This window comes from Janthinobacterium sp. GMG1 (assembly GCF_034427795.1).
Lineage (GTDB): Bacteria > Pseudomonadota > Gammaproteobacteria > Burkholderiales > Burkholderiaceae_D > Janthinobacterium.
Genome location: NZ_JAXQNT010000010.1, coordinates 104,766 through 129,633, shown reverse-complemented (window position 1 = coordinate 129,633; position 24,868 = coordinate 104,766). Strand labels below are relative to the sequence as shown.

The following is a 24,868-nucleotide window of genomic DNA, read 5'->3' as shown; positions in this document are numbered from 1 at the left end:
TTAACCTGAAGCCAGTCACCCCATGCCAGCACACTACCCAACTTCGCGCATGCGCCGCCTGCGCGCGACCCCGCAACTGCGCGAGCTGTTCCGCGAAACCGAGATCAATCCGCGCGACCTGGTCTTGCCGATCTTCGTCGACGAAGGCAGCAGCGATTTCATCGACATCAAGTCCATGCCCGGCGTGCGCCGCATTCCCGAAGCGAAGCTGGCGCAGGAAGTCGAGCGCTACGCGCGCGCCGGCCTGCGCTCCGTCATGACCTTCGGCATTTCGCACCACAAGGACAGCCACGGCACGGACACGCTGAACCCGGACGGCCTGGTGGCGCGCATGTCGCGCATCATCAAGGACGCCGTGCCGGAAATGGTGATCATGTCCGACACCTGCTTCTGCGAATACACGGACCACGGCCATTGCGGCATCCTGCATGGCGATACGGTCGACAATGACAGCACGGTGCTCAACCTGGGCAAGCAGGCCGTCATCGCGGCCCAGGCGGGCGCCGACATCATCGCCCCCTCGGCGGCCATGGATGGCCAGGTGGCGGCGATCCGCAGCGCCCTTGATGCGGCCGGCTTCCACGACACGCCCGTGATGGCGTATTCGACCAAGTTTGCCTCCGGCCTGTACGGCCCGTTCCGCGACGCGGCCGGCAGCACCCTGAAGGGCGACCGCAAGACCTACCAGATGGACCCGATGAACCGCCGCGAAGCCGTGCGCGAGTCCTTGATCGACGAAGCCGAAGGCGCGGACGCGCTGATGGTCAAACCCGCCGGCGCCTACCTGGACATCATCCGCGACCTGCGCGAAGTGACGCGTTTGCCGATCGGCGCCTACCAGGTCAGCGGAGAATATGCGATGATCAAGTTCGCCGCGCAAGCGGGCGCCATCGACGAGCGCCGCGTGGTGCAGGAAACCCTGGGCGCCATCAAGCGCGCGGGCGCGGACATGATCTTTACGTACTTTGCGATGGATGTGCTGAATAACCCATATTAAGTCAACGCGGGGCAGGGCAGCCGCCTTTTCAGCTATCATGGCGCGCTGCCCAACCGGGTCTTATTTGTAGCTTCCCATGCCCCTGAAAATCTCCCGCATCCTGCACGCCGGCTATGTCTTCGAATGCGAAGGCACGGCCATCGCCTTCGACCCCATCGTCGAAAACCCGTTCAGCCGCAACTGCCACGCGTTTCCGCCCGTGCGCTTCGACCTCGACGCCGTGCGCCAGCTGTGCTGGGATGCCGTCTTCATCTCGCACTTCCATGACGACCACTGCTCGCTCGACAGCCTCGATGTGCTGGACCGCGCCACGCCCATCTATTTGTACTGCGTCTTCGACGAACTGTTCGCCATGCTGCGCGCGCTGGGTTTTAGCCGCGTCGAGCGGCTGCACGTGGACGTGCCGGTACAGGTGGGCAGCATCGAGGTGATCCCGCGCCGCGCACTCGATGACGATGTCGATTCGCTGTTCCAGGTGCGCGCCGCCGGGCTGAATGTGCTCAACGTCGTCGATTCCTGGATCGGCCCGGAAACCCTGGCGCAGCTGGCCGCCTATGCGCCGTGGGACATGGTGCTGTGGCCATTCCAGACCATGCGCGAGATCGCCGTCATCGCGCCGTCGCAGGCGCAGCCTGGCCCGGTCGAACTTCCCGACGACTGGATGCCGCAGCTGCGCGCGCTGGCGCCCCGTTACCTCGTGCCCAGCTCCTGCCAATTCGTGCAGGAAGACTGGTCTTGGTACAACCACGCGATGTTCCCGATCACCTACCGCCAGTTCGCGCAGGAGATCGGCGCCGCGCTGCCGGACGCGCACATCTTCCGCCTCGACCCATCGACGTCCGTGCTGCTCGACGCGCACGGCATGGCGCCAGCCGCGCCGCTGCCCTGGGTCATTCCCATGGGGCCGCAAGAAGTGGATTTCGACTACCGCCCCGACGCGCCGCCGCCCGCCACGGCGGACATCGCCCGCCGTTTCGCCCCCTTGGGCGCGGATGATGCCGCACTGGTGCTCGATTTCTGCCGCAACGCTTTGCTTGAGCGCTACCGCGACATGGAACTGCCCGAGGATAGCTATTTCCAGGCTCCGCGTGTGTGGCGTCTGGCGCTGTATGGCCATGACGGCGCGGCCACCATCCTGCACTACCGCACGCATGGCGACTTGATCGACCTCGTGCCGGACACGGGCGAGGCGCCCGGCTGGACGACGGAAGTGCCGCTGGTGAAGTGCCATGCGGCGCTGGTGCTCGGTGAATCGCTCACCTCAATGTACATGCGCATCAATGATGGCCCATTCGATGCGGCCACGCGGGCCGGACTGGCGGAAGCGGATATCGTCGACGACCCCTTGATCCGCTGCCTGTTCAACGACGCCATCGGCGCCTACCAGGCGGCGCAGCTCAAGCGCTTGCTGGCCCGCTGAAGAAAACGCCGCGACAGGGTAAGATGGACGATTGATACCAGTATCTCAGATCAAGGAATGATCAATATGACACAAAACAACGAAATCGCGATCCTGGCCGGCGGCTGCTTCTGGGGCGTGCAGGACTTGCTGCGCCGTTATCCGGGCGTGATCGCCACGCGCGTGGGCTACAGCGGCGGCGACGTGGCCAACGCCACTTACCGCAACCACGGGACGCATGCGGAAGCCATCGAGATCATTTTCGACCCGACCACCATCAGCTACCGCAAGATCCTGGAATTTTTCTTCCAGATCCACGACCCCAGCACGGAAGACCGCCAGGGCAATGACCGCGGCACGAGCTACCGTTCGGCCATCTTCTACACCAGCGACGAGCAAAAACGGGTGGCCGAAGACACCATCCGCGACGTTGACGCTTCCGGCCTGTGGCCCGGCAAGGTGGTGACGGAACTGGCGCCCGCCGGCCCGTTCTGGGAAGCGGAACCGGAGCACCAGGATTATCTGCAGCGCTTGCCGCACGGCTACACCTGCCATTACATCCGGCCGGACTGGGTCTTGCCGCAGCGCGGGCAATAAGGAGCGAGGCATGCGTTACTGGCGCGTCGAGCGGCAGCCGGCGGAAGGGCAGCTGGACTTCGGGCGTACCCTGGAGTTGATGGCGGCCATCGGCCATGCGGACGTGAATGCCGTTGCCGGGGCCATCCTGAAGACGGTCAGCACGGTCGCACCGATTGCCCAGTGCACGATCTTTGCCTATGAATTCGGCAACCGTCCGCGCACGGTCGCCGTGGCCGACCGGCGCGGCGGACGCTTCCTGCAGGATATTGCCGACAGCTATGCCCGCCATTACTATGCGCTCGATGGCAACCAGCGCGTGATCGCGCCGGCGCCGGGACGGAAAATCGATCCCGCCATCGTGCTGCACCAGCAGGCCAGCGACGAGATCGACCATCCCGGCTACCGCGCCGCCTGCTATCAAAAACCGCATGTCTCGGACCGGCTATCCTTGCTGGTGCAGCCGGCCGGCGATATCTGGCTGTCCGTCAATTTCTACCGCGACAGCAGCCAGGGCAAGTTCCTGCCCGGCGAAGTGGCCGGCATCGAAACCCTGTCACCGCTGTTTGCCCATGCCGTCAAGCATCACTACAGCTTGAAGGGGCAAGCCACGCAAGGCGTCGCGCCGATGTTGCTGGCACGGTTGCGCCAGCATTGCCCCGCCTTGAGCAAGCGCGAACTGGACGTGCTGCGCTGCGTGCTCGAAGGCCTCACTGCCGTGGAAATCGCCGAGACCATGGGCGTGCAACCGTCCAGCGTGATCACTTATCAGAAGCGCGCCTATAAACGCCTGGGCATTTCCAGCCAGCGCCAGTTGTTCGCCCTGTGCATGGCGCCGGTCTAGTTCCTTCGGCGTAGGGATGGCTCCGCCTTTTTGACTGTTTTAGCCGCGAAACGTCCCCAAAATGGGGACAGCCGCCGGCATTGTCGTCTGCATACTGTGTTTCAAGCCGGGATCACCCGGCCGCTCTCACCCAATAAAATCAACAAGGGGAGGGCGACACCTTATGGAGACAAGCATGACCATCGCCACCACTACGCCCGTCCTCGACGCGGCCACCGACCAAATGGAACAGCAGGTGATGCGCAAGGTATCGCGCCATTTGCTGGGATTTTTGTTCCTGCTGTTCGTGTTTTCCTTTCTTGACCGCATCAATATCGGCTTCGCCGGACTGACCATGATGCAAGACCTGGGCCTGTCCGGCACCCAGTTCGGCTTTGCCACCACCCTGTTTTACATCGCCTACATCGCCTGCAGCATTCCCAGCAACATCGTGCTGGCCCGCATCGGCGCGCGTAAATGGATAGGCAGCATGATGATCGCCTGGGGTCTGGCCTCGACGGCGACCCTGTTCGCCAGCGGCCCGGCCAGCCTGTACGCGCTGCGCTTCCTGGTGGGTGTGACGGAGGCGGGCTTTCTGCCCGGCATGCTGCTGTATCTGACCTACTGGTTCCCCAGCGCCTACCGGGCGCGCGCCAATGCCCTGTTCATGATCGCCATGCCCGTCACGGCCGCCATCGGTTCCGCTCTGTCGGGCCTGATCCTGGGCCTGGACGGCCACTGGGGCTTGAAGGGTTGGCAATGGCTGTTCTTGCTAGAAGGCATGCCATCCGTGCTGCTGGGCCTGGCCGTGTATGGCTACCTGGACGATTCTCCCAACAAGGCAAACTGGCTGGGCAAGCTGGAACAGCAGGTGCTGGCGCGCATGCTGGCGGCCGAGCACAAGCCGGCTGCAGTGCACATCGCTCCCCGGCAAAACACCTCGGTGATGGCGGAAATGTGCTCGCCCACGGTATTGAAATTCGGCGTCGCCTATTTTTGCCTGGTGAATACCCTGGCGATGGTGGCCGTGTGGACGCCGCTGATCGTGAAAAGTTTTAATAGCAACGCCAGCAACACGCAGATCGGCTTGCTGGCCGCCATTCCGCAAGTGTGCACCGTGATCGGCATGATTGCCTGGGGCCGCCGCTCGGACCGCCTGCAGGAACGCCGCTGGCACATCGTCTGGCCCATGCTGCTGTCGGCGGCCGGCTGGCTGTTCACGGCGTATTCCGGCAACCCGGTGGTGCAGCTGCTGGGCGTGTGCATGGCCTCGACGGGCGCTTACACGGCTATGTCCGTCTTCTGGACCACGCCGGACCGTGCGCTGAGCCTGGGCGCGCGCGCCATCGGCATCGCCGTCATCAATGCCACGGGCAATATCGGCTCGGCCCTGAACCCCGTCGTCGTGGGTTGGCTGAAGGATTTGACGCACAGCTTTGCCACGGGCTTGCTGTACGCCAGCGTGCTGCTGGTAGCGGGCGCGGCCATCGTGCTGACCCTGCCCATCGCCCGTAGCAGCAAATAATATTGTTGAAGAGGAAACATCATGAGCGATACATTCCACCCTTATCCCCATGTGCCGAAGGTCTATCCGCCCGGCAAACCGGCCGGCGCCGGCATCGAGCACGTGCCGGTCCTGATCGTCGGCGGCGGCCCCGTGGGCCTGGCCACGGCCCTGGGCCTGGCCCGCCATGGCGTGCGCTCGGTGCTGATCGAAGCGGACGACGGCGTCTGCACGGGCAGCCGCGCCATCTGCATCTCGCGGCGCAGCCTGGAAATCATCGAACGCCTCGGTGCGCTCGACGGTTTTCTCCGCAAGGGCTTGCCGTGGGCGGGCGGACGCAGCTTTTACCGCGACGAGGAAGTGCTGCACTTCACGATGCCGCAAGACGCGAACCAGAAGTTGCCACCCATGGTCAACCTGGCGCAATACCATATCGAACAATTTCTGCTCGATGCGGCAGAACGCCAGCCGAAGCTGATCGATATCCGCTGGCAATCGAAAGTGACGGGCGTGCAGCAGCGCGCCGACGGCGCCAGCGTGACGGTGACGACGCCACTTGATACATATCAAATCGATACGGACTGGCTGGTGGCGGCCGATGGCGGGCGCAGCGTCGTGCGCGAAGCGCTGGGCCTGAAATTGCAGGGCACCAGCTATGAAGGGCGCTACGTCATCGTCGACATCCATTTGAAGAGCGAACGCCCGACGGAGCGCCTCGCGTATTTCGACCCGCCATCGAATCCCGGCTCGACCGTGCTGGTGCACAAGCAGCCCGACGATATCTGGCGCATCGACTACCAGTTGCGCGACGACGAGGATGCGCAGGCGGCCGTCCTGCTGGAAAACGTGGCGCCCCGCGTGGACAGCCTGCTGGCCATGATGGGCGAAACATCACCATGGCATCCCGTCTGGATCACCCTCTACAAGGCTAACGCGCTGACTCTGGAAAAATACCGGCATGGCCGCGTGCTGTTCGCGGGCGATGCGGCCCACCTGGTGCCCATCTTCGGCGTGCGCGGGGCGAACTCGGGCATCGATGATGCGGACAACCTGGCCTGGAAGCTCGCATATGTCGTCAAGGACCAGGCGCCCGATGCCTTGCTGGACAGCTATTCGGACGAGCGCGTGTTCGCCGCCCATGAAAACCTGCTCCACGGCACCAAAAGCACGGAATTCATGGCGCCGCCCACCTTCGCCTTCGAGCTGATGCGCACAGCCGTGCTGGGCCTGGCGGGCAAGCATGCGCACGTGCGCTCCCTGATCAACCCGCGCCAGACGAGCGCCATCGCGTACGCGCAGTCTGCCCTGAATGCACCGGATAGCGAGACGTTTGCCGCTGGCCCCACGCCGGGCATGGTCTTGCCCGAATGCCCGCTGGCGTTGCTGCAAGACGGCGCGCAGCAAGCGGGGTATATTACCGATTTGCTGAAACGCGTTGACGGCGATTTCACGGGACTGTACTTCAGCGAGGATGGGGCCGTGCCGGCGGAACTGCTGGCGCTCGGCGATACATTGCCGTTGAGTACCGTGGCGATCGCCCGCAGCGGGCAGCAAGGGCGCGCCCGGGATCACACGTCGCAGGTATTCTCGCTGTTCGACGCGCAGCCCGGCACGTTTTACCTCGTGCGTCCGGACGGGCACGTGCTGGGCCGCTGGCGGCAGGTGCGGGCGGGGCAGGTGGCGGCTGCGCTGGCGAAAGCCGGCATTGCCCAATCAAAGTAACAAGGAGACAACATGACCGATATCGAACTGGATAATTTGTACACCGAGCTGTGCCATACCATGGGCGGCCTGGGCGAGCAGCGCTCGCCCTTGTTCCTGGCCCGCTTCGCCCTGCTGGCCATGGGCGCCATCGGCAGGGCCGACGTGGTGCAGGGCTTGCTGCGCGACGCGGCCGACGGCCTGGCGGAGGGGGCATGATAGGCGCCGGCTACCAAAGCGGCTTCGGCAACGAATTTGCCACGGAAGCCGTGCCCGGCGCCTTGCCGCAGGGGCAAAATTCTCCGCAGCGGGCGCCATTGGGCCTGTATGCGGAACAACTCTCGGGCACGGCCTTCACGGCGCCGCGCGCGCAGAACCGGCGCTCGTGGCTGTACCGCATCCGTCCCGCCAGCCAGCATCCGCCATTTACCCTGGCTGAAAATACCCGCATCGTCAGCGATTTCCACGCCATGCCCCCCACGCCGCCGAACCAGCTGCGCTGGGACCCGCTGCCGCTGCCCGACAGCGCCATGCCGGTGGACTTCATCGACGGCTGGCAGACGATGGCAGGCAATGGCAGCGCAGAAACCATGAGCGGCTGCGCCATCCACGTGTACGCTGCCAACCGTTCCATGCAGCGTTTTTTTTACTCGGCCGATGGTGAATTGCTGGTCGTGCCTCAGGAGGGAAGGTTGGCGATTGCCACGGAACTGGGCTTGCTTGAGCTGGAACCTCAGGAAATCGCCGTGATTCCCCGCGGCGTGCGCTTCCGCGTGACCCTGCCCGATGGCGCGGCGCGCGGCTATGTCTGCGAAAACTTCGGCACGGCTTTTCGTTTGCCCGATATGGGGCCCATCGGCTCGAACGGCTTGGCCAACAGCCGCGACTTCCTCACGCCGCACGCGGCGTATGAAGATATCGACGGCGCATGCGAACTGCTGGCGAAGTTCGGCGGCCACTTGTGGCGCACGACTCTCGACCATTCGCCGCTGGACGTGGTGGCCTGGCATGGCAATTACGCGCCCTATAAATATGATTTGCGCCGTTTTAATGTCATCGGCTCGATCAGCTACGACCATCCGGACCCGTCGATCTTCCTCGTGCTGCAGGCGCCCAGCGAAAATCCGCTGTTCGGCGCCATCGACTTCGCCATCTTCCCGCCGCGCTGGCTGGCCGCCGAGCACACGTTCCGGCCACCGTGGTTCCACCGCAACGTGGCCAGCGAATTCATGGGACTGATCCACGGCGTGTACGACGCCAAGGCGGCCGGCTTCGTGCCGGGCGGCGCCAGCCTGCACAACTGCATGTCCGGCCATGGCCCCGATGCGCAGACCTTCGAAAAAGCCTCGCACAGCGACACATCCGCGCCCGTGAAGGTGGGCGACACCATGGCCTTCATGTTCGAGACGCGCACCATCCTCAAGCCGACGCCGTTCGCGCTGGACGGCGGCCTGCTGCAAAACGACTACTTCACGTGCTGGCAAGGCTTGCGCAAGCATTTCGATCCGGACCAGGGGTAGTCAAATGTTGGTCACGCAGCCCGCGTCCCCGTATGCGGGCTGGCGAGCCCTTTGGCAACCGGTCATCTGTCGTGGTTGCTCCGCTGTTTGCCGCAGCACCTGTCCATGCCTGCGCAATAAATCTTGCCAAGTTGAAATTATCAATATACCATCCCCCTTGCATCGAGCACGCGATTTTTTCTGTACTCCTTAGTCGAAGAAATGAACTGCTGAAAGGGCTGCATGGACCACTTTCCGGAGAATTTTTCCCGTCGTCGTGCCCTTCGAGGCATCGGTGCCCTTGCCGTTGGCACAAGCGTCGGCTTGTCAGGCTGTTGCTTGTTCAAGCCACGCCCTTTGGATTGCGTCAACAGTCCCGACATCAACCTGCCGACGGGGCCTTTGACCATCGATGCTCACTGCCACATTTTCAATGGCACGGATATTCCTGTCATGGACTTCGTGGGAAAAGTGATGGTTGGGGAGGCCAGCCCGCTGGGGCCTGCGGCAATGGCTGTCGGTGCGCTGCTACAAGGCCTTGCGTGGTCATTGGCGCCTTCCGGTGACATGGAGCTGGAGACGCTCCGGGAGTTGTCCCCAAAACTGGCCACTTGCACAAGCGAGCAGGCCAAGATGGAGGTCATTTCCCGGCTGCGGCGAGACGCATACGCAGCCGGTACTGCGTCCTTGAAAGCTGCTGCGGCTACCTCACCCCTGTACTTGCCATTCATTCGAGAAAAGCAAAGCAAGCTTCTTATTCCCGATATGCAGACACGTCTGCAAGTCGAGGCCCTGGAAATTATTGACAAGCTTCCTGCCACGATTCCCGATCTGGATAAAGACTCTCCCGAGCCATTGGACATGCTGAGTGGAGACAGGTCGGTGATGGGTGTCATTAAATTCATCCTTCAAAATTTCCAATACCGGTATGTAAATATTCAGCAATATCTGCGCACATTTAATGTTCCTGGTGTGCGCATGGTGGATCTCCTCATGCCCAGCATGGTCGATTATTCGTGGTGGATATCAAAGGGGAAACCAACAGCGACTTCGCTCGAAACGCAGGTCCAGGTCATGGAGCAGTTGTCCATTCTGACGGGAGGGAGAATGCACGGATTCGTGCCATTCTGTCCGCTGCGAGAAGTGGCGTTCAGCAAGGGGAAATCAGCGACCAGTTCTTTTGACCTTGTCCAGCGCGCGCTTGAAGAACACGGATTTATCGGCGTCAAGCTATACCCGCCAATGGGCTTTGCCGCGCTGGGAAATCAGTATATTCAAGATGCGGAGCCGGATTTCTGGAGGCGTCGTTGGTTGCCGGAGTGGGTACAAAATACCCCTGATTTGGGAAAGTTGCTCGATGACGCCTTGCGCCGGCTATATGACTACTGTCAAAAGCATGGTGTACCGATCATGGCGCACACGGGTCTTTCTAACGGACCCAGCATGGCCTTCAAGAATCTGGCGGGTTCCAAATACTGGGCGTGCGTCTTGAAGGAGTTTCCACGCCTGCGTGTCAACTTCGGGCATTTCGGCGATACGTCCATCGTGAAGGACCAGCGTGCAGGTTTCTCCCTTGCGGAAGCATTTGCAAAGGAGATGAATGCAAGCGGACCAGGAGAGTTCGCATACGCCGATGCCGGATTCTTTACCGAGGTGATATCGGACCAGCCTGAACTCAAGGCGGATCTGCAAAAGCTCTATAACCTTACCGCCCCAAAGGGTTCTGCATCGTTGGCGAACCGCTTTCTATATGGCACAGACTGGGAAATGAGCCTGACTGCCAGCTCAATTGGAAGTTATCTGAGCGACTTCATGAAACTTTTCAAAGAGCTTGAAGAACTGCCATCTCTTAGCGGCGAAACCGTGACGACGCTCTCGAACAAATTCTTTGGCGATAACGCTGTACGTTACGCTGGCTTGTCCCGTGGCGGGGAGACGCGGTTGAGGTTGCAGGCATTCTATGACAAACACGGCGTAAAGCCGCCTGCCTGGCGCTTGAAAGTGGATGGTCGATTCAGTTAGCGAAGCATGGTGCGGATGTCCGAAATGCCATTTTCAAAACTTGGAGATTATCGATGTTTAACAGATTCCAGCATTCGCTTGCCATCATTTTCTCGCTCATGGCTATGGGCGCCTCGGCAGCGGATATCGACATGGAAAAACTCCAGCAAGAAATTCCTGCGGCAAAAGATGAATCCATATCCGTTATTTGTGAGAGATGCAATTCTGATTTCAAGATAAGCGAGCATAAAATCCTTCTGGATGGCCTGAGCAGCCGGAAGTATGTGCGTCAAATGCAAATTGCACTCTACATGCAAGATATAGTGCATCAGACAGCATCAAAGGCCCACTTCGACAACTGTGATTTTTCCGGAGCGATTGCTTATATTGCGCAACTTAAAGCCGAGCTGGACGAGCACGCTGAAGCGGCCACGATTCTGCTCATGGCAAAGAAACCATTGTTGGTGAATCTGGAGTTGAATCTGGCTTTTCTGTCCCTGGGACAGGCGCTGCATGGAATTCAGGACTTCTATGCTCACACGAATTATGTCGAAATCAATATCGATGATGCCAGCGCTTTATCGGACTTCAAGGTTGTCAAAACCTGGGGAAACCAGGCAGAAGAGAATGTGAAAAAATGGCAGGAGGCGGGTCTGACATCTGGATACGTGAGCTGGGGAACACCAAAAAAATGCACGGCTCCCTACGAAACGCATGGAGAGATGGCGAAAGACTCAAAGGAAACTGATCGGGGGAAAAAAGCTATTTCAAAGTTTGGTAATGTCACCCATTTTGAAGTGGCTCAGCGACTTGCCAAAGATGCCTCAAGGCAATTCATTCTTGATGTATTCGCGGAGTGGCCAATTTTAAACGCGGTAAGCCAGGGAACGATTAAACTCGATGTGCTGGTCGACGGCAGAGCGACCGTTTTGAGGTAGCGGCGAAACAAATCCCGGCAAGGCCAGGGTTGAAGCCGGGGTGGATGACGCTATCTCCAAAGTGCACCGTTCACGACAAAACAGCGCCCGTTCCCGGCACTGTGCATATGCAAAATCCGGATAAGCAAGCGCAGCACCATTCGTTCACGCCTGGAGATGGCGCGCGGTATAGTCGGTCCATGGAACTCTTAGCCCACAATTTCAGCAGCGATTTCGCGCGCAGCGCCCACCTTGCCCGTGGCGCCAGCGCCGACGATGATGGTGCGCTCGTCGCCTTCCGCGACCCGCAGCAAATGAGCTTGCTGGTGCGCGCCACGGCCTTTGTCTTTGCCGACCCCCGTTCGCGCCAGCTGCACGAGCTGATCGAACGCATCGCCCCCAGCGAGGCGACGGTGCTGATCACGGGCGAAACGGGGACTGGAAAAGAACTGATTGCGCGCCACGTGCACGGCTTGAGCGGGCGCGCCGAACAGACCTTCGTGGCGATCAACTGCGGCGCGTTTTCCGAAACCCTCGTCGAGAGCGAACTGTTTGGCTATGAAAAAGGCGCATTTACGGGCGCCCAGCAGGGTAAACCCGGCTGGTTCGAGACGGCCAGCGGCGGTACCCTGTTCCTCGATGAAATCGGCGACCTGCCGCTGGCGATGCAGGTCAAGCTGCTGCGCGTGCTGCAGGAGCGCGAAGTGGTGCGCCTTGGCGCGCGGCGCGCCATCCCCATCGACGTGCGTCTGATCGCGGCCACCAACGTGGACCTGGCCGAAGCCGTGCGGGCCGGGCGCTTCCGCGAAGACCTGTATTACCGGCTGCAGGTGATCGGCCTGCCGCTGCGTCCCTTGCGCGAGCGACCGGGCGACATCATGCCGCTGACGCGCCATTTCATGGCCATCTATGCGCAGCGATTGCACCTGGGCGAGGTGGAGCTGGGCCTCGATGCGCAAGAGGCCTTGCTGGCCTATCCATGGCCGGGCAATATCCGCGAACTGGAGAACGTCATCCACCGCGCGCTGCTCGTCTGCCGCAGCGGCGTCGTGCGCTCCGAGGACCTGAGTTTGTCGGGCTGGCACAGGGCGCCTGCCGCCGCACCTGTTTCTGTACCCGGTCCAGAGGCCTGGGCCGGCGGCGCCGACATCGCCTACGCGGCCCACGGCGCGGCCGCACAGGACGATGTGCTGGCGGCCGAGCGTTTTGCCCGCGCCTGGCAAGCCTTGCTCGACTCGGGCGAGGCCGTGGAATTCGAAGCCATGCAGCAGGAACTGGTGCGCGCTGCGTGGGAGCGCAATGAGCGCAACCAGGTGCGCACGGCAAAACACTTGAACCTGAGCCGCAACATCCTGCGCACTTTCCTGAAAAAGGCGGGCGCCATCGACTAGGCACATGACGAACCTCCCGGAGCCGGACCCGCAGCGATGCGGCTCCGGCTTTTTTCATGGCTGCTGCGCGCGCAGCATGCTGCTGCCATGGCTGCACCCGGTTGCTGCCAAATCAACAGCGAATGGCGCTGTTGGGCCTATACGGCATGGCATGTTTTCTGCGAGGAGGGAAGGGCAGGCCGCTGCGCGCAAGTATCCAATGCGCGCAGCGGCGTTTTCTTCGACCCACGACAGGAGTCCATGCATGACCATAGAATTTATCTGGCAATTGCCCACCAGCGGCGATGGCCGTTACGCGGCGCCCGGCGTCACGCGCCGCGGCGAGCGAAACGCTGGCGCGCCCAGTCCCTTGCAGGCGGGCGTGAGCGACCCGCGCGGCGCACGTCCACCCTTCAATTATTTCGATTACCTGCACCAGATCGCCCGCGCGGCCGATCTCTCGGGCTTCGACGGCATCCAGATACGCCACGATACGCAGGGCGATGAAAGCTGGATCGTCGCCGGCTACCTTGCGCGCAGCACGCGCCATTTGAAACTGATCGCCGAATTCGACGCGGCCTGGGGCTCGGCCGTGTACGCGGCAAAGAACGCCGTCAGCTTCCAGCGTTTCACGGGCGGACGCTTTGCCTGGCAGATCGGCCATGGCGGCGATGCGGCAGCGCGCCGGCGCCAGGGCGATGCCGTACCGGACGCCGACATTTTGCCGCGCATCGATGAATTCATCACGGTGGCGCGCGGCGTGCAAAGTACTTCGCCGTTCAGCTTCAAGGGCAGGTTTTTCGAAGTGCAGGACGGCGGCTTCAAGGGCCCGCTGGCGAACCATCCTGTCAACAGCATTTATTTGACCGGCAATACCCCTGAATCGCTGGCCCTGTCGGCGCGCCAGGCCGACGTGCACGTGTTCGATGCTGCACCGCTGGCGGATTTGTCGCCCGCCATCGCCAGCCTGCAAACGCGGGCGCGCCAGCTGGGCCGCGCCGTGGCGGCGGGCTTGCGCATCGACGTGCTGGCGCGCGAAACGTTCGAGGAAGCCTTGCGCGATGCGCGCCGCTACCGTAGCGGTGCAGGACTGCCCGACGATGCGCCATTCGATGCCGGTGCCGCAGCCTTCTGGCCCGGCTTTGCGCAAGCGCAAACGGGCGCCCACGGCGCCTTGGTCGGCAGCTATGCACAGGTCAGCGCGGCGCTGGAAGCCTACGCGCAGGCGGGAGTCTCCAGCTTCGTGCTGGCGGCCATCCCCCATTTCGAGGAAGCCTACCGCATCGGCGAACACGTGCTGCCGCTTGTGCGCGCAGCGTTGAACACGCAACGGCAAGCAGCCTGAATCCCCTTATTTGAAGGAGTACCCCACATGGCAATCGATTTTTTCTGGCGCATCCCCACGCATGGCGAACCGAGTTCGCACCGCGCCCGCACGCCGTTTCGCGGCGACTGGTTTCCCGGCAATGACAACCTGCGCCAGGCCGGTCTCGGTGGCGGCGGCGCCGATGGTTTCAGCTATATCGACTACCTGGCTGAAATCGCCCGCGCCGCTGAAATATCGGGCTTTCAGGGCGGTTTGATCCCGTCCTTCCCCATGACGGACGAACCGTGGGCCATTTCCGCGCTGCTGGCGAGAGAAACGACCACTTTCCGCTTCATGATCCCGTTCCAGCCCGGCTTTTTGAACCCCGTGGTGGCCGCGCGCATGACGGCCAGCCTGCAACGGGCCACGGGCGGCCGCGCCCTGTACAACGTGATCACGGGCGGCGGCGGCCCTTCGCAGCTGTGGTGGGGCGATTCGGCCGGCCACGATGACCGTTATACGCGTACGACGGAATTTCTCGACGTGGTGCGCGGCGTGTGGCGCGGCGGGCCGTTTTCCTACCAGGGCAAGTTCTACCAGGTGGAAGACGCGGGCCTGGCCACGCCGCTGTCGGAGCAGGATTTCCCCGAGATTTACTTTTCCGGTTCGTCCGACGCGGCCCTCGGTTCCGCCTCGAAGCATGCCGATTACTACCTCACGTGGCTGGAACCGTTCGAGCAGCTGCGCGAGAAATTCGCCCGCGTGCATGAAAAAACGGCGCTGCTGGGCCGCAAGATCAAGTGCGCAGTGCGCGTCGATATCGTGGCCCGCGCCACGGAAGAAGAGGCGTGGGATGAAGTGCGCAAGGGCTTTGACGCCGTGGACCCCGCCACCCTGCGCCAGTTCCTCGGCGCCGATGGCGGCGATTCCGTGGGCGCCGCGCGCCAGCGGGGCAACCGGCCGACCACCCTGAACAGCTACAAGGACTTGATCACGGCGCCCAACATCTGGTCCGGCTTCAATCTGCTGCGCGGCGGGCAGACGCAAGGCATCGTCGGCAGCTACCAGCAAGTGGCCGAACGCCTCGACGAACTGGTACAACTGGGCGCCGACGCCTTCATCCTGGCCAGCACGCCGCACCTGGAAGAAGCGTACCGGGTGGGCGAGGAAGTGCTGCCGCTCGTGCGCGGGCATACATCGGCGTTGTTGCGCGCCGCCTGACCTTCACACTGTTGCCGCGACAGCAGCGTCACCGCCTGCTGTCGCGCAGGCAGCACGCGGCAGCGCCGCTGCTGCCAAATCAACAGCACTATCATCACGATAGTCTTCCTTTTAAATCAATCACTTAATGATGATTTTGCTGCGCCGCGGCAGCGGGCATGCGCCTTGCAATGACAGTCATCACCATCTCGCGTTTTGACTTTACTCAAGGATAATCACCCATGCGCCGTTCGACTGCCCCCGCCGCCTTCTCCTCTTTTCCCTTTCATCTGACGCCAGTGCGCCGCGCGCTGCGCTCGGCCTTCGCCATCGGCGGCCTGATGCTCGTCCATGGCATGGCCCATGCGGAAGCGCCTGGCGCCGATGTCATTGCCGCCGCCGACGCGAACGGCGCCGGCGAGGGCACCTCGCTGCAATCGGTGACGGTGACGGCGCAAAAGCGCGAGGAATCCGCGCAGAAGGTGCCCAGCGCGATCACGGTATTGGGCGGCAAGGAGCTGCTCGACACGGGCATCGGCCGCTCGGCCAGCGAAATCCTCAATTACGTGCCGAACGCCTCGGCCGGCACGCAGCAGCATGGCCGCCCGCGCTGGTGGATACGCGGCGTCGGTGCGGGCCAGCAGCAGATCGATTTCCCAAACCCTGTCGGCTTTTACCTCGACGATGTCTACATCAGCAATTCCAGCGCCACGGGTTTCCCCTTGTTCGACCTGGACCGGGTGGAAGTGCTGCGCGGGCCGCAAGGCACCTTGTGGGGCAAGAATACGACGGGCGGCGCCATCAACGTGATCTCGCGCAAACCCTCGTTCAAGTCCAGCGGCTACGCCAAGCTGGATTACAGCAGCTACGACACCAAGCTGGCCGAAGGCGCCATTGGCGGCGCGCTGGTCGACGAGGTGCTGGCGGGGCGCTTGTCCTTCCACACGGAGCAGCAGGACAAGGGCCGCTTCCACAATCAGTTTACGGGCGAGCGCGATGGAAAGCTCAAGGACAGCGCCATCCGCGGCCAGCTCAAGGCCCTGATCGGGCGCGACCTGACGGCGAACCTGAACCTGCATTACCGCGACTACACGACCAAGGGCGCCACCACCACCGTGGCCAGCTATGGCGCGAATGGCATCTACCGCAATGGCTACGTCCCCAGCACGAATCCCGATGACGTCAGCACGAACGCGCCGGCCGACAGCGACGTGACGCAGGGCGGTGCGCAGCTGAACCTGGAATACGCGCTGGGCGAGCTGACCCTGACGTCCATCACCGGCTATGAAAATTTCAGGAACGAAGCGACGGGCGACAGCGACAACACGCCGCTGGAAGTGGGCCGCAGCCGCTCCAAGGCCAGCAGCCGGCAAGTGTCGCAGGAGCTGCGTTTGACGTCGCCGCAAAACGGCGCCGTGAGCTGGGTCGCCGGTTTGTTCTACTTCAATGAAAAGATCGATTCCGATGCGGCCGGCGCGCGCCTGCCCAACGGTACCGTGCCGGCGCTGGCGGGCAGCACGCAGCCCGTCGGCTACAACCGCACGCTCTACCAGCACAAGGCGCGCAGCGCGGCCATCTTCGGCAGCACGACCGTCAACTTCAGCGAGCAGTTCCTGTCGACGTTTGGCCTGCGCTGGACGACGGAAACCAAGGATCTCGACTTGCAGCGCGTGCAGGCCGCATCGAATTCGGTGACATTTGGCGATGCGGCCAACTGGTGGAACACGGTCCGGGGCGGCAATTACGGCGCCGCATCGGTGGCCAACAACAACTTCACGTCGAATCCGTCCACCACGTGGAATGCGCTGACCTACGACGTGACGCCCGAGTACCGCTTCAGCCGCACCCTGCGCGGCTACCTGAAATACGCGCACGGCATCAAGTCCGGCGGCTACAACACGAGCGCCACGGACGTGCGGGCATTGAATACGGTGAAGCCGGAAACCCTGAACTCGTTCGAGGCGGGCATCAAGTCGGAATGGCTGGACGGGCGCCTGAACTTCAATGCCAACGTTTTTCACTATGACTACAAGAACGTGCAGGTGAATATCACGGGCGTGTACAACGGCGACCCCACGCAAAGCGTCAATTACCTGCAAAACGTGCGCAAGGCCCACGTGAATGGCGCGGAATTCGAGATCGAGGCACAGCCGACGGACAAGCTGCACCTCAACGCCAATATCGGCCTGCTGCGCACGGAATTCGACGATTTCGCCATCCAGAACAATGGCGGCGACCGCTCCGGCAATGAATTCGTGCGCTCGCCCCACGTGACGGCCTTGCTGGCGGCCGACTACCGCTACCCGCTGGGCGATGGCGCGCAGCTGGTCTTCAGCGGCGACGTGCGCTACACGTCGAAGCAGTATTACTATGTCGACCCGCAAAACGCCGCGCGCGACTTGCTGAACCAGGGCGGTTTCGCGCTGGCCAATGCGCGCCTGTCGTATGTGCTCCCGGGCGGCAAGCAGCGCATTACGGCGTATGCGAACAACCTGGCCGACAAGGTGTACCGCAACCACACCTTGACCAGTTTCGTGCCGGGCGCCGTCAACGGCGACACCGTCATCATCGGCCAGGGCCGCACGGTGGGCGCGTCGTACACGATCCAGTTCTGACCCTGATTGCCTGATGCAGAAAGGCCGGCGCTTGCGCCGGCCTTCTCATTTAAGCTGCCTGCAGCAGCAATGCCTCCAGGCGCCGCTGTGCCTCCTCCAAAGGCCTGCGATCGATCCAGCGCTCGATATCCACGTCGCGGTCGAGGAAACCGTGCTGCAGCTGGAAATCCTTCTGCTGGCGGAACAGCGCCACCTTCTCGTCGGACAGGTCGGGCGCCAGGGTCAAATGAAAACCATCACGGTAGGCTTCGGCCACGGCTTCGGCGCCGGCCCGCGTTTCGTCCTGCAAGATGGCGAGCACGTCGGCATGGTGGTTGCGGGCCCAGTGGGCGGCGCGCAGGGTTTGCGTCAAAAAGCGCACGACCAGCTCGAAATGCTGTTCCAGCATGGATGCATGCACGGTGATCGGGCGCGGCGTGCCGTTGTTCACGCGGAAGCGCCGGTCGGGCAGGGCGTCGATGTCGATGCCCACTTCCAGTCCCGCCGCGCGCGCCGCTTCGGCCGCTGCCGCGCCTTTCACGTAGACGGCATCGACTTCGCCGCGCAGCAGCGGCGCGATGCCTTGCCACAGGCCCGCCCCCAGATTGGCCGATGCCTGGGCGTCGGCCCCCACTTCCACCAGCTGCACGTCGTCGAGCGTGAGGCCGGCCGACGCCAGCACGCCCTTGTAGCCGGCCAGGCTCATGCCGCGCGCAATGCTGCGTCCGCGCCGGTTCTCGCGCAAGTCCTCGGCGCGGAACACGGGCAGCGCCAGGCGCTTGCCCTGCAGCTGCGCCGGCGTCGTGATGCCGGAACCTGGGCGCACGAGGATGGCTTGCCATTCGTCGATCCAGGTCAGGCCGATCAGGCGCGTGGGTGCCCCTTGCGCGCGCGCCGGCAGGGCCAGCAGGTTGCCCCCTTCGCGCACGAGCGTGGACAGGCCGTGGTCGTAATGGTGGCGCGCCAGTTCGCCGCCCACTTCCTGCAGGGTCTTTAACGCGATGCCGTCGCGGGCGAATTCCTCGTCCAGCCAGCCCAGTTTATAGGCCAGGCCCGTGGCCGTGGGCACGGGGCAGCGCGTGAACCAGACGGTATCGACGGCGGGAGATGGTGCGGTAGTCATGGGACTCCTTCGTGGTGGGTGGAGCCTGGAACCGTGCAGGAAACGTGCCCGCGCCGCTTGCTGGCTTGCCGACAGCGCGTGCGCACGCGGCTGCTGCCTCGCCAGCAGCCGCTGTTGCGCAGGCAGCAGCCTTCCACCATTTGACTGGCCGCGGCGCTGGCACGCGTCTTGCGAAAGTAGAGGCAGGACTGACCCGTATCCCAACCCCAAAGAATGGAGCATGACATGACGGACGTGGCACAAGCGGAAGCACAACAAGTACAGGTGCAGGAATTGACAGCGGCCGAACTGGCCTTCGTGGAGCAGGTGCGCCGCGATGCGCAGACGGCCTTCGACGGCTTGCGCGAAACGGGCAGCCTGACGGCCAATGGCACGGTGGGCTTCGTCGAGCGCACGCCCGGCGGCGACAAGGTCGTGGTGGTCAACGATCCGGGCCCGTTCCGCCGTGGTCAGCCCCTGAAGGCGGCGGTGCTGGCGCTGGACGGCACGGTGCTCGTGGGCGATGCGAACAACGGCGGCGCGCGCTACTTAAAACTGTTCCGCGAGCGGCCTGAGGTCACGTCGATCTCGCACGTGCACTCGCCGTCGCTGGGCGCGTGGGCGCAGACGCACCGCACCCTGCCGATCCGCTACGTGCCCGTGCAGCGCTACCAGCTGGTGCGCGAAATCCCCATCTATATCGACCGCCGCCAGCCGGAAGTCGATTTCATCCTCGGCGAAATCGCCCGCAACACGCATGCGACGGCCATCCTGGAAGCGAACGGCGGCGCCACCGTGTGGGGCAAGCAGGGCTTGCTGAAGCTGGCCGAGTTCATCCTGCTGCTGGAAGAGGGCGCGAAGATCCAGATCGCGGCCGAAGCCATCGGCGGTTCGCGCGATTTCGGCCCCGGCGTGCTGCTGCAGCAATGGAAGATGAGCAAGCTGATCGACACGGCGCGCGCGCTGTCGCTGCTGCCCGCCACCGACCTGGTGTAACCCTTTCACGAACAGGCCCGCAATGTCATTGAAATTCTTACGTTTGAGCTGGCGCAAAGCATTCGCCGCCGCCGTGGCGGTCAGCCTGCTGGCACCCGCCATCGCGCTGGCGGCCGCCGCCGAGCCTCTGCCGGCCGCCGTACGCATCGCCGTCGTGGCACGCACGGCGCCGTCCGGCAAGACCGTGTTTGCCGGCTCGGCTGCCCAGGTGGCATCAACGGGCTGGCTGGCGGCCGAACTGGGCAAGCTGGGCGTGAAGCTGGAATGGGTTCCCGTCACGACCAATTCCGTGGCGACGCAAGTCAACGAGGCCTTTGCCAATCACTCGATCGACCTGGCCCAGTATGGCGATCTGCCATCGATTATCGCCAATGCCTCGGGCTTGACGACGCGGCTGATTTTGCCGGGCGGCAGCGCCAACAATACCTATCTGGTGGTGCCGAACGGTTCCACGGCCAGGTCGATCAAGGATTTGAAGGGCAAGAAGATCGCCTTGCACCGTGGCCGGCCGTGGGAGTACCCGTTTGCGCGCCTGCTGGAAGCGAACGGCATGACCTTGCGCGACGTCAAGATACTCAACCTCAATCCGCAGGCGGGCGCGGCGGCCGTGGCGACGGGCGGCGCCGACGCTTTCTTTACCCTCAGCGACGCTTTCCTGCTGGAAGATAAAAAGGTCGGCAAGATCATCTGGTCGAGCAAGGCGCCGCCGCAGGACTGGAAGATGCGCGCCGAACTGTGGGCCGACAGCGGTTTCCTGCAACGCTGGCCGCAACTGGCCCAGCTGGTGGTGACGGCGTATGTGCGCGAGCACCACCGGGCTGCCGGCGCTGGCGGCGAAGACGAATACGTGCGCACCGAAGCGGCAGCGGGCCAAGTGGAAAGCGTCGTGCGGCGCGAACTGGCGGGCGACCATACGCCATGGCAGGCGCGCTGGTCGCCCTTGTTTACGGCCAGCCTGCGCCAGCACTACGTGGGCGAGGCGGCGTATGCGAAGAGCGCGGGCCTGATCGGGCGCCCCCTGCAAGTCGACAGTCTGTTCGCGCCCCAGTTCGTCAACCAGGCGCTGGCGCAGCTGAAGCTGCAAACTTACTGGTCGCCATGACGGGGGGCATATGAATACTCTTGTCAACGCCATCGCCTTGCCGCGCGCCCCTGCGCCAGTGCGCGCCGCCGCTGTGCCCTGGCTGCAACGCTTTATACGCTCACGCTGGTCCGTGTGGGCATCGCCGCTGGCCTTGCTGCTGCTGTGGACGGCCGCCACCACGTTCGAGTGGATGCCCGCGCACATTTTGATGTCGCCATGGCAAGTGCTGCTGACGGCGGCAGACCTGGCCGACAGCGGCGAACTGGGCCAGCACCTGGGCATCAGCCTGTTCCGCCTGCTGGCCGGCTTCGGCCTGGGCGCCAGCGCGGGCCTGGCGTTTGGCGTCGTGCTGGGGCTGTCGCCTGGCTTGCGCAGCTATGTCGACCCCACCTTCAATGTTTTGCGCCAACTGCCCACGGTGGCCCTGATCCCCCTGTTTATCTTGCTGTTTGGCATAGGTGAGAGCTTCAAGGTGTTTATCGTGGCCAAGGCCAGTTTCTTTATCGTCGCGCTGGCCGTGCATGACGCCATCCGTAACCTGTCGCAACGCTATTTTGAGGTGGCGCAAGTGTATTGCTTCTCGCGCTGGCAGCGCATCCGCCTGATCGTCCTGCCCGCCATCGTGCCGGCCGCGTTGACGGGCATGCGCATCGCCCTGTCGCGCTCGTGGATGGTGCTGGTGGGCGCGGAATTGCTGGCCGCCGACAGCGGCCTGGGCCAGATGATGGAAATGGGCCGGCAAATGTTCCGCCTCGACGTGGTGATGGTGGGCGTGGTGCTGACGGGCGTGATCGGCTTTGGCCTGGACCGGCTATGCCATGCGCTGGAAGCGCGGCTGATGCGCTGGAAGCGTAATGGGGAGTCCATATGAAACAACGTTTGATCCAGATCATCAAGGGCGCGCTGCTGCCGCTGGCCTTGCTGGGCGCCTGGCAATGGGCCTCCGGTCAGGGCGCGGCGGCCGCCTATATCTTCGTGTCGCTGGGCGACCTGGCGCACAGCCTGCGCGACCTGGTTTTGACGGGCGAACTGTGGGTGCATTTGCGCGCCAGTCTGGGCCGTACCCTGGCCGGCTTGCTGCTGGGCGGCAGCGCCGGCATCGTCACGGGCGCGCTGATGGCGCAGTCGCCGCTGGCGGACAGATTGATCGGCCCGTTGTTCCACAGCATCCGGCAAGTTCCGTTGCTGGGTCTGATCCCCCTGCTGGGATTGTGGGTGGGCAATGGCGACGGCGCCAAGCTGCTGGTGATCGCCATCGCCGCCTTTTATCCGACCGTGCTCAACACCTATGCGGGCATGCGCCAGGTGGAAGGACGATTGCGCGAAGTGGGGCAGGTGCTGACCCTGACGCGCTGGCAGACCCTGCGCCAAATCTTGCTGCCGTGCGCCATGCCGGCCATCGTCACCGGCGTCACGCATGCGCTGGCATTTGCCTGGCTCGCGTGCCTGGGCGGCGAACTGCTGTTCTCTGCCGGCCCCGGCATGGGTTCATTGCTGCTCAATGGCGAAGTGTCGGGCCGCATGGACGTCGTCTTGCTGGCCGTGCTCGTGATCGCCTTGCTGGCACAAGCGATGAACGTGGCGTTTGCGCGGCTGGCGCGTTTGCTGGTGAAGGGGCGCAGCAGTGAGTGAATCGTTGCCATTCCAGCCAGACTCGGCCGTCAGCGCCCGCGAAGGGGAGCTGCGCGCCTTTCTGCTGCGCTTTATCGGCCTGACCCTGCTGTCGGGCGTGACCATCGGCATGAACAAGGTGCTGGCCACCTTGCTGGGCTTGCATCTGCACGTGAGCAATTTCCAGCTGGCTGCGATCAGCAGCGCGGAAACCCTGGCCATGGCGCTGGGCACCATACCGGCCGGCTACATCTTGTCGCGCGGCAACCCGAAGCATCTGTATGCAGGCGTCAGCCTGAGCCTGGCACTGGCGTTCTGCGTGCTGCCGTGGCTGCCCGGCTGGCAATGGGTGGCTTTGCTGATGTTTCTCGTCGGCCTGTGCATCTCCCTGCGCATCGTGGCCATGAGCACGGTCTTCCTTGTGCGCCTGCCGGAACTGGGGCAGGGCAAGGCTGGCTGGTACAAGGGAACCTTGATCCTCGGCATGCAATTTCTTGGTCCCCTGTGTGGCAATTACCTGATCGCGCAGCTGGGCCTGAAGGCGGGCTTTTTGATCTCCGCCCTCATGTTCGCCATTCTGGCCGTGCTGGGCTGGCAAGTGTTGCCCAGCAATACGGCGCCGCGCAAGCTGGATGGCCAAGCCTTGCTGCCCGGTGCGGCCAGCCTGCGCGAACTGCTGCGCCTGCCTATCGTGCGCGTGACTTACCTGTTCGAAATCCTCGCCAGCTTCACGGCGTCCAGCGTGGGCGTGTTTTCCATCTTGCTGGCCATCCGCGTGCTGCACTGGCCTGCGCATCACTCCGTCTGGCTGATGGCCGTGCAGGGACTCAGCTGCGTGCTCGTGCTGCTGTTCCTGGGGCGCTTCGTGCTGGCCAGCCGCTATCGCGAGCAATTGTATGGCGGCGCGCACCTGGCCATCATGGCGGCCTTGCTGATCCTCGGCCTGTGGCCAAACAGCATCGCCTACCTGGCTGCCTCCGTGCTGCTGGGCCTGGGCCTGGGCGTGAATAACCTCGTCAATACAGACAATATCGCCCGCGCGCCAGTCGACAAGGCCCGCGTTTCCGCCCATTTGACCCTGTTCGGCATGGTGGGCGGCACGGCTGGCGCGCTGGCGGCGGGACGCTTGGCCGACCTGACGGGGCTGCGCAATGTGTTCCTGATCTGGCTATTTCCCTGGCTGGCCGCCTGGCTGGTGTTCCACGGCAGCCGCTGGCTGCGCCGGGCGCCGCCCGCCGCCATTCCTTCCCTTGCCCCCACCGCAGAGAGTGCGCCATGAATGATTTCGTTTCCCCCTCGGCCTTGTCGCCGCAAAAGCAGCACCTGAGCGGCGGCTTGCAAGTGCAGCACGTGAGCAAGTCGTTTTCGCTGAAAGGCGCGCCGCTGCCCGTGCTCGACGATATTTCCCTGACCATCGCCCCCGGCGAATTCGTCGCCATCGTGGGCGCGTCCGGTTGCGGCAAGTCCACCTTGCTGCGCCTGCTGGCGGGCCTGGACACGGACTACACAGGCTTGCTGCTGCACGATGGCGTGCCGATTCGTGGCACGGATCTGCACCGGGGCCTCGTGTTCCAGGATCACCGCCTGTTTCCGTGGCTGACGGTGCAGCAGAACGTGGCCGTGGCTTTCAGCAATACCAAGGTGCCGCTGGCCGAGCGCGACGCGCGCGTGGCGGCGGAAATTACGCGCGTAGGCCTCGACGGCTATGCGGATGCCTATCCGCATCAATTGTCGGGCGGCATGTCGCAGCGGGCCGCCATTGCCCGCGCCCTCGTGGGGCGGCCTGACGTGCTGCTGCTGGACGAGCCGCTGGGCGCGCTTGACGCATTGACCCGCTTGCGTTTGCAGCAAGAGTTGCGTCGTTTGTGGCAGGACGAGGGCATCACCATGGTGATGGTCACGCATGACATCGATGAAGCCGTCTACCTGGCCGACCGCATCGTCGTGCTCGATGCTCGTCCGGGCAAGGTGCGCCGGGTGCAGGACGTGCCGCTGGCCCACCCGCGCCAGCGCGGTTCGCCCGGTTTTGTGTCCATCCGCGATGGCTTGCATGCGGATTTCAGCGACCTCGACGAATCGCATGCGCCCGTGGCGCAGGAAGAACACCCCAGCAGCTTGTGGGATGGCAATGAATGGGCGCGCAGGATGGCGCTGTAGTTTTTTTGATATCCATCAACCTGGAGATACA

The 24,868-nt window shown here is 63.3% G+C and carries 21 protein-coding genes; 20 read left to right on the top strand and 1 reads right to left on the bottom strand.

What is annotated here, in order from left to right; genetic code table 11:
* Nucleotides 1–22: 22 nt before the first annotated feature.
* From hemB to SJI03_RS23125, 14 genes are all read left to right on the top strand, one after another.
* Nucleotides 23–997, top strand: coding sequence for a porphobilinogen synthase (gene hemB / locus SJI03_RS23190; RefSeq protein WP_099377317.1), 975 nt, complete (start codon nucleotides 23–25; stop codon nucleotides 995–997).
* A 76-nt stretch (nucleotides 998–1,073) separates the two neighbouring features.
* Complete coding sequence (locus tag SJI03_RS23185; protein WP_322428765.1) at nucleotides 1,074–2,417, top strand: MBL fold metallo-hydrolase; 1,344 nt, start codon at nucleotides 1,074–1,076, stop codon at nucleotides 2,415–2,417.
* 66 nt (nucleotides 2,418–2,483) lie between these two features.
* Complete coding sequence (msrA, locus tag SJI03_RS23180) at nucleotides 2,484–2,993, top strand: peptide-methionine (S)-S-oxide reductase MsrA (RefSeq protein ID WP_099377564.1); 510 nt, start codon at nucleotides 2,484–2,486, stop codon at nucleotides 2,991–2,993.
* Nucleotides 2,994–3,003: 10 nt separating this feature from the next.
* Entirely contained in the window at nucleotides 3,004–3,816 is an 813-nt protein-coding gene (locus tag SJI03_RS23175) for a helix-turn-helix transcriptional regulator (protein ID WP_322428764.1), read from the top strand.
* 175 nt (nucleotides 3,817–3,991) lie between these two features.
* Complete coding sequence (locus SJI03_RS23170; protein WP_322428763.1) at nucleotides 3,992–5,320, top strand: MFS transporter; 1,329 nt, start codon at nucleotides 3,992–3,994, stop codon at nucleotides 5,318–5,320.
* Nucleotides 5,321–5,341: 21 nt separating this feature from the next.
* Nucleotides 5,342–7,021, top strand: a complete 1,680-nt coding sequence (locus SJI03_RS23165; RefSeq protein WP_322428762.1) for an FAD-dependent oxidoreductase — start codon at nucleotides 5,342–5,344, stop codon at nucleotides 7,019–7,021.
* Between the two features lie 12 nt (nucleotides 7,022–7,033).
* Nucleotides 7,034–7,219 carry a hypothetical protein gene (locus SJI03_RS23160; protein ID WP_077405067.1) on the top strand — a complete coding sequence of 62 codons (186 nt, stop codon included), beginning with the start codon at nucleotides 7,034–7,036 and terminating at the stop codon, nucleotides 7,217–7,219.
* Nucleotides 7,216–8,520 carry a homogentisate 1,2-dioxygenase gene (hmgA, locus tag SJI03_RS23155; protein ID WP_322428761.1) on the top strand — a complete coding sequence of 435 codons (1,305 nt, stop codon included), beginning with the start codon at nucleotides 7,216–7,218 and terminating at the stop codon, nucleotides 8,518–8,520. Before SJI03_RS23160 ends, hmgA begins: the two co-directional genes overlap by 4 nt.
* Before the next feature lie 222 nt (nucleotides 8,521–8,742).
* A complete protein-coding gene (locus tag SJI03_RS23150; protein WP_322428760.1) occupies nucleotides 8,743–10,521 on the top strand; it encodes an amidohydrolase family protein in 1,779 nt (592 codons plus the stop codon).
* 53 nt (nucleotides 10,522–10,574) lie between these two features.
* A complete protein-coding gene (locus SJI03_RS23145) occupies nucleotides 10,575–11,438 on the top strand; it encodes an HET-C-related protein (RefSeq protein ID WP_322428759.1) in 864 nt (287 codons plus the stop codon).
* Nucleotides 11,439–11,617: 179 nt separating this feature from the next.
* Nucleotides 11,618–12,808: a sigma-54 interaction domain-containing protein gene (locus tag SJI03_RS23140; RefSeq protein WP_322428758.1), complete on the top strand. Its 1,191-nt coding sequence runs from the start codon at nucleotides 11,618–11,620 to the stop codon at nucleotides 12,806–12,808.
* A gap of 244 nt (nucleotides 12,809–13,052) precedes the next feature.
* On the top strand, nucleotides 13,053–14,132 hold the full coding sequence (locus SJI03_RS23135; RefSeq protein ID WP_322428757.1) for an LLM class flavin-dependent oxidoreductase: 1,080 nt from the start codon (nucleotides 13,053–13,055) through the stop codon (nucleotides 14,130–14,132).
* Nucleotides 14,133–14,159: 27 nt separating this feature from the next.
* Nucleotides 14,160–15,314, top strand: a complete 1,155-nt coding sequence (locus SJI03_RS23130; RefSeq protein ID WP_099377307.1) for an LLM class flavin-dependent oxidoreductase — start codon at nucleotides 14,160–14,162, stop codon at nucleotides 15,312–15,314.
* Between the two features lie 221 nt (nucleotides 15,315–15,535).
* Nucleotides 15,536–17,908 carry a TonB-dependent receptor gene (locus SJI03_RS23125; protein WP_322428756.1) on the top strand — a complete coding sequence of 791 codons (2,373 nt, stop codon included), beginning with the start codon at nucleotides 15,536–15,538 and terminating at the stop codon, nucleotides 17,906–17,908.
* 49 nt (nucleotides 17,909–17,957) lie between these two features.
* Here the strand turns inward: SJI03_RS23125 and SJI03_RS23120 are convergent, their stop codons facing one another.
* Nucleotides 17,958–19,010, bottom strand: a complete 1,053-nt coding sequence (locus SJI03_RS23120) for an ABC transporter substrate-binding protein (RefSeq protein WP_322428755.1) — start codon at nucleotides 19,008–19,010, stop codon at nucleotides 17,958–17,960.
* A gap of 225 nt (nucleotides 19,011–19,235) precedes the next feature.
* Between SJI03_RS23120 and SJI03_RS23115 the strand changes: the two genes are divergently transcribed.
* From SJI03_RS23115 to SJI03_RS23090, 6 genes are read left to right on the top strand one after another with little or no spacing between them, the layout of a single operon-like run.
* Entirely contained in the window at nucleotides 19,236–19,985 is a 750-nt protein-coding gene (locus tag SJI03_RS23115) for a class II aldolase/adducin family protein (RefSeq protein ID WP_099377304.1), read from the top strand.
* 22 nt (nucleotides 19,986–20,007) lie between these two features.
* Complete coding sequence (locus SJI03_RS23110) at nucleotides 20,008–21,087, top strand: PhnD/SsuA/transferrin family substrate-binding protein (protein ID WP_322428754.1); 1,080 nt, start codon at nucleotides 20,008–20,010, stop codon at nucleotides 21,085–21,087.
* A 10-nt stretch (nucleotides 21,088–21,097) separates the two neighbouring features.
* Nucleotides 21,098–21,940 (top strand): ABC transporter permease, encoded by an 843-nt coding sequence (locus tag SJI03_RS23105; protein WP_322428753.1) that lies wholly within the window; start codon nucleotides 21,098–21,100, stop codon nucleotides 21,938–21,940.
* Nucleotides 21,937–22,701, top strand: a complete 765-nt coding sequence (locus tag SJI03_RS23100; RefSeq protein WP_322428752.1) for an ABC transporter permease — start codon at nucleotides 21,937–21,939, stop codon at nucleotides 22,699–22,701. Before SJI03_RS23105 ends, SJI03_RS23100 begins: the two co-directional genes overlap by 4 nt.
* On the top strand, nucleotides 22,694–23,959 hold the full coding sequence (locus SJI03_RS23095) for an MFS transporter (protein WP_322428751.1): 1,266 nt from the start codon (nucleotides 22,694–22,696) through the stop codon (nucleotides 23,957–23,959). The genes SJI03_RS23100 and SJI03_RS23095 overlap by 8 nt, the downstream gene beginning before the upstream one ends.
* Nucleotides 23,956–24,837 carry an ABC transporter ATP-binding protein gene (locus SJI03_RS23090; RefSeq protein WP_322428750.1) on the top strand — a complete coding sequence of 294 codons (882 nt, stop codon included), beginning with the start codon at nucleotides 23,956–23,958 and terminating at the stop codon, nucleotides 24,835–24,837. The genes SJI03_RS23095 and SJI03_RS23090 overlap by 4 nt, the downstream gene beginning before the upstream one ends.
* Nucleotides 24,838–24,868: the final 31 nt, after the last annotated feature.

Coding starts and splice junctions, on each gene's coding strand:
- hemB (WP_099377317.1), top strand. CDS start 23: ATGCCAGCACACTACCCAACTTCGCGCATGCGCCGCCTGCGCGCGACC.
- SJI03_RS23185 (WP_322428765.1), top strand. CDS start 1,074: ATGCCCCTGAAAATCTCCCGCATCCTGCACGCCGGCTATGTCTTCGAA.
- msrA (WP_099377564.1), top strand. CDS start 2,484: ATGACACAAAACAACGAAATCGCGATCCTGGCCGGCGGCTGCTTCTGG.
- SJI03_RS23175 (WP_322428764.1), top strand. CDS start 3,004: ATGCGTTACTGGCGCGTCGAGCGGCAGCCGGCGGAAGGGCAGCTGGAC.
- SJI03_RS23170 (WP_322428763.1), top strand. CDS start 3,992: ATGACCATCGCCACCACTACGCCCGTCCTCGACGCGGCCACCGACCAA.
- SJI03_RS23165 (WP_322428762.1), top strand. CDS start 5,342: ATGAGCGATACATTCCACCCTTATCCCCATGTGCCGAAGGTCTATCCG.
- SJI03_RS23160 (WP_077405067.1), top strand. CDS start 7,034: ATGACCGATATCGAACTGGATAATTTGTACACCGAGCTGTGCCATACC.
- hmgA (WP_322428761.1), top strand. CDS start 7,216: ATGATAGGCGCCGGCTACCAAAGCGGCTTCGGCAACGAATTTGCCACG.
- SJI03_RS23150 (WP_322428760.1), top strand. CDS start 8,743: ATGGACCACTTTCCGGAGAATTTTTCCCGTCGTCGTGCCCTTCGAGGC.
- SJI03_RS23145 (WP_322428759.1), top strand. CDS start 10,575: ATGTTTAACAGATTCCAGCATTCGCTTGCCATCATTTTCTCGCTCATG.
- SJI03_RS23140 (WP_322428758.1), top strand. CDS start 11,618: ATGGAACTCTTAGCCCACAATTTCAGCAGCGATTTCGCGCGCAGCGCC.
- SJI03_RS23135 (WP_322428757.1), top strand. CDS start 13,053: ATGACCATAGAATTTATCTGGCAATTGCCCACCAGCGGCGATGGCCGT.
- SJI03_RS23130 (WP_099377307.1), top strand. CDS start 14,160: ATGGCAATCGATTTTTTCTGGCGCATCCCCACGCATGGCGAACCGAGT.
- SJI03_RS23125 (WP_322428756.1), top strand. CDS start 15,536: ATGCGCCGTTCGACTGCCCCCGCCGCCTTCTCCTCTTTTCCCTTTCAT.
- SJI03_RS23120 (WP_322428755.1), bottom strand. CDS start 19,010: ATGACTACCGCACCATCTCCCGCCGTCGATACCGTCTGGTTCACGCGC.
- SJI03_RS23115 (WP_099377304.1), top strand. CDS start 19,236: ATGACGGACGTGGCACAAGCGGAAGCACAACAAGTACAGGTGCAGGAA.
- SJI03_RS23110 (WP_322428754.1), top strand. CDS start 20,008: ATGTCATTGAAATTCTTACGTTTGAGCTGGCGCAAAGCATTCGCCGCC.
- SJI03_RS23105 (WP_322428753.1), top strand. CDS start 21,098: ATGAATACTCTTGTCAACGCCATCGCCTTGCCGCGCGCCCCTGCGCCA.
- SJI03_RS23100 (WP_322428752.1), top strand. CDS start 21,937: ATGAAACAACGTTTGATCCAGATCATCAAGGGCGCGCTGCTGCCGCTG.
- SJI03_RS23090 (WP_322428750.1), top strand. CDS start 23,956: ATGAATGATTTCGTTTCCCCCTCGGCCTTGTCGCCGCAAAAGCAGCAC.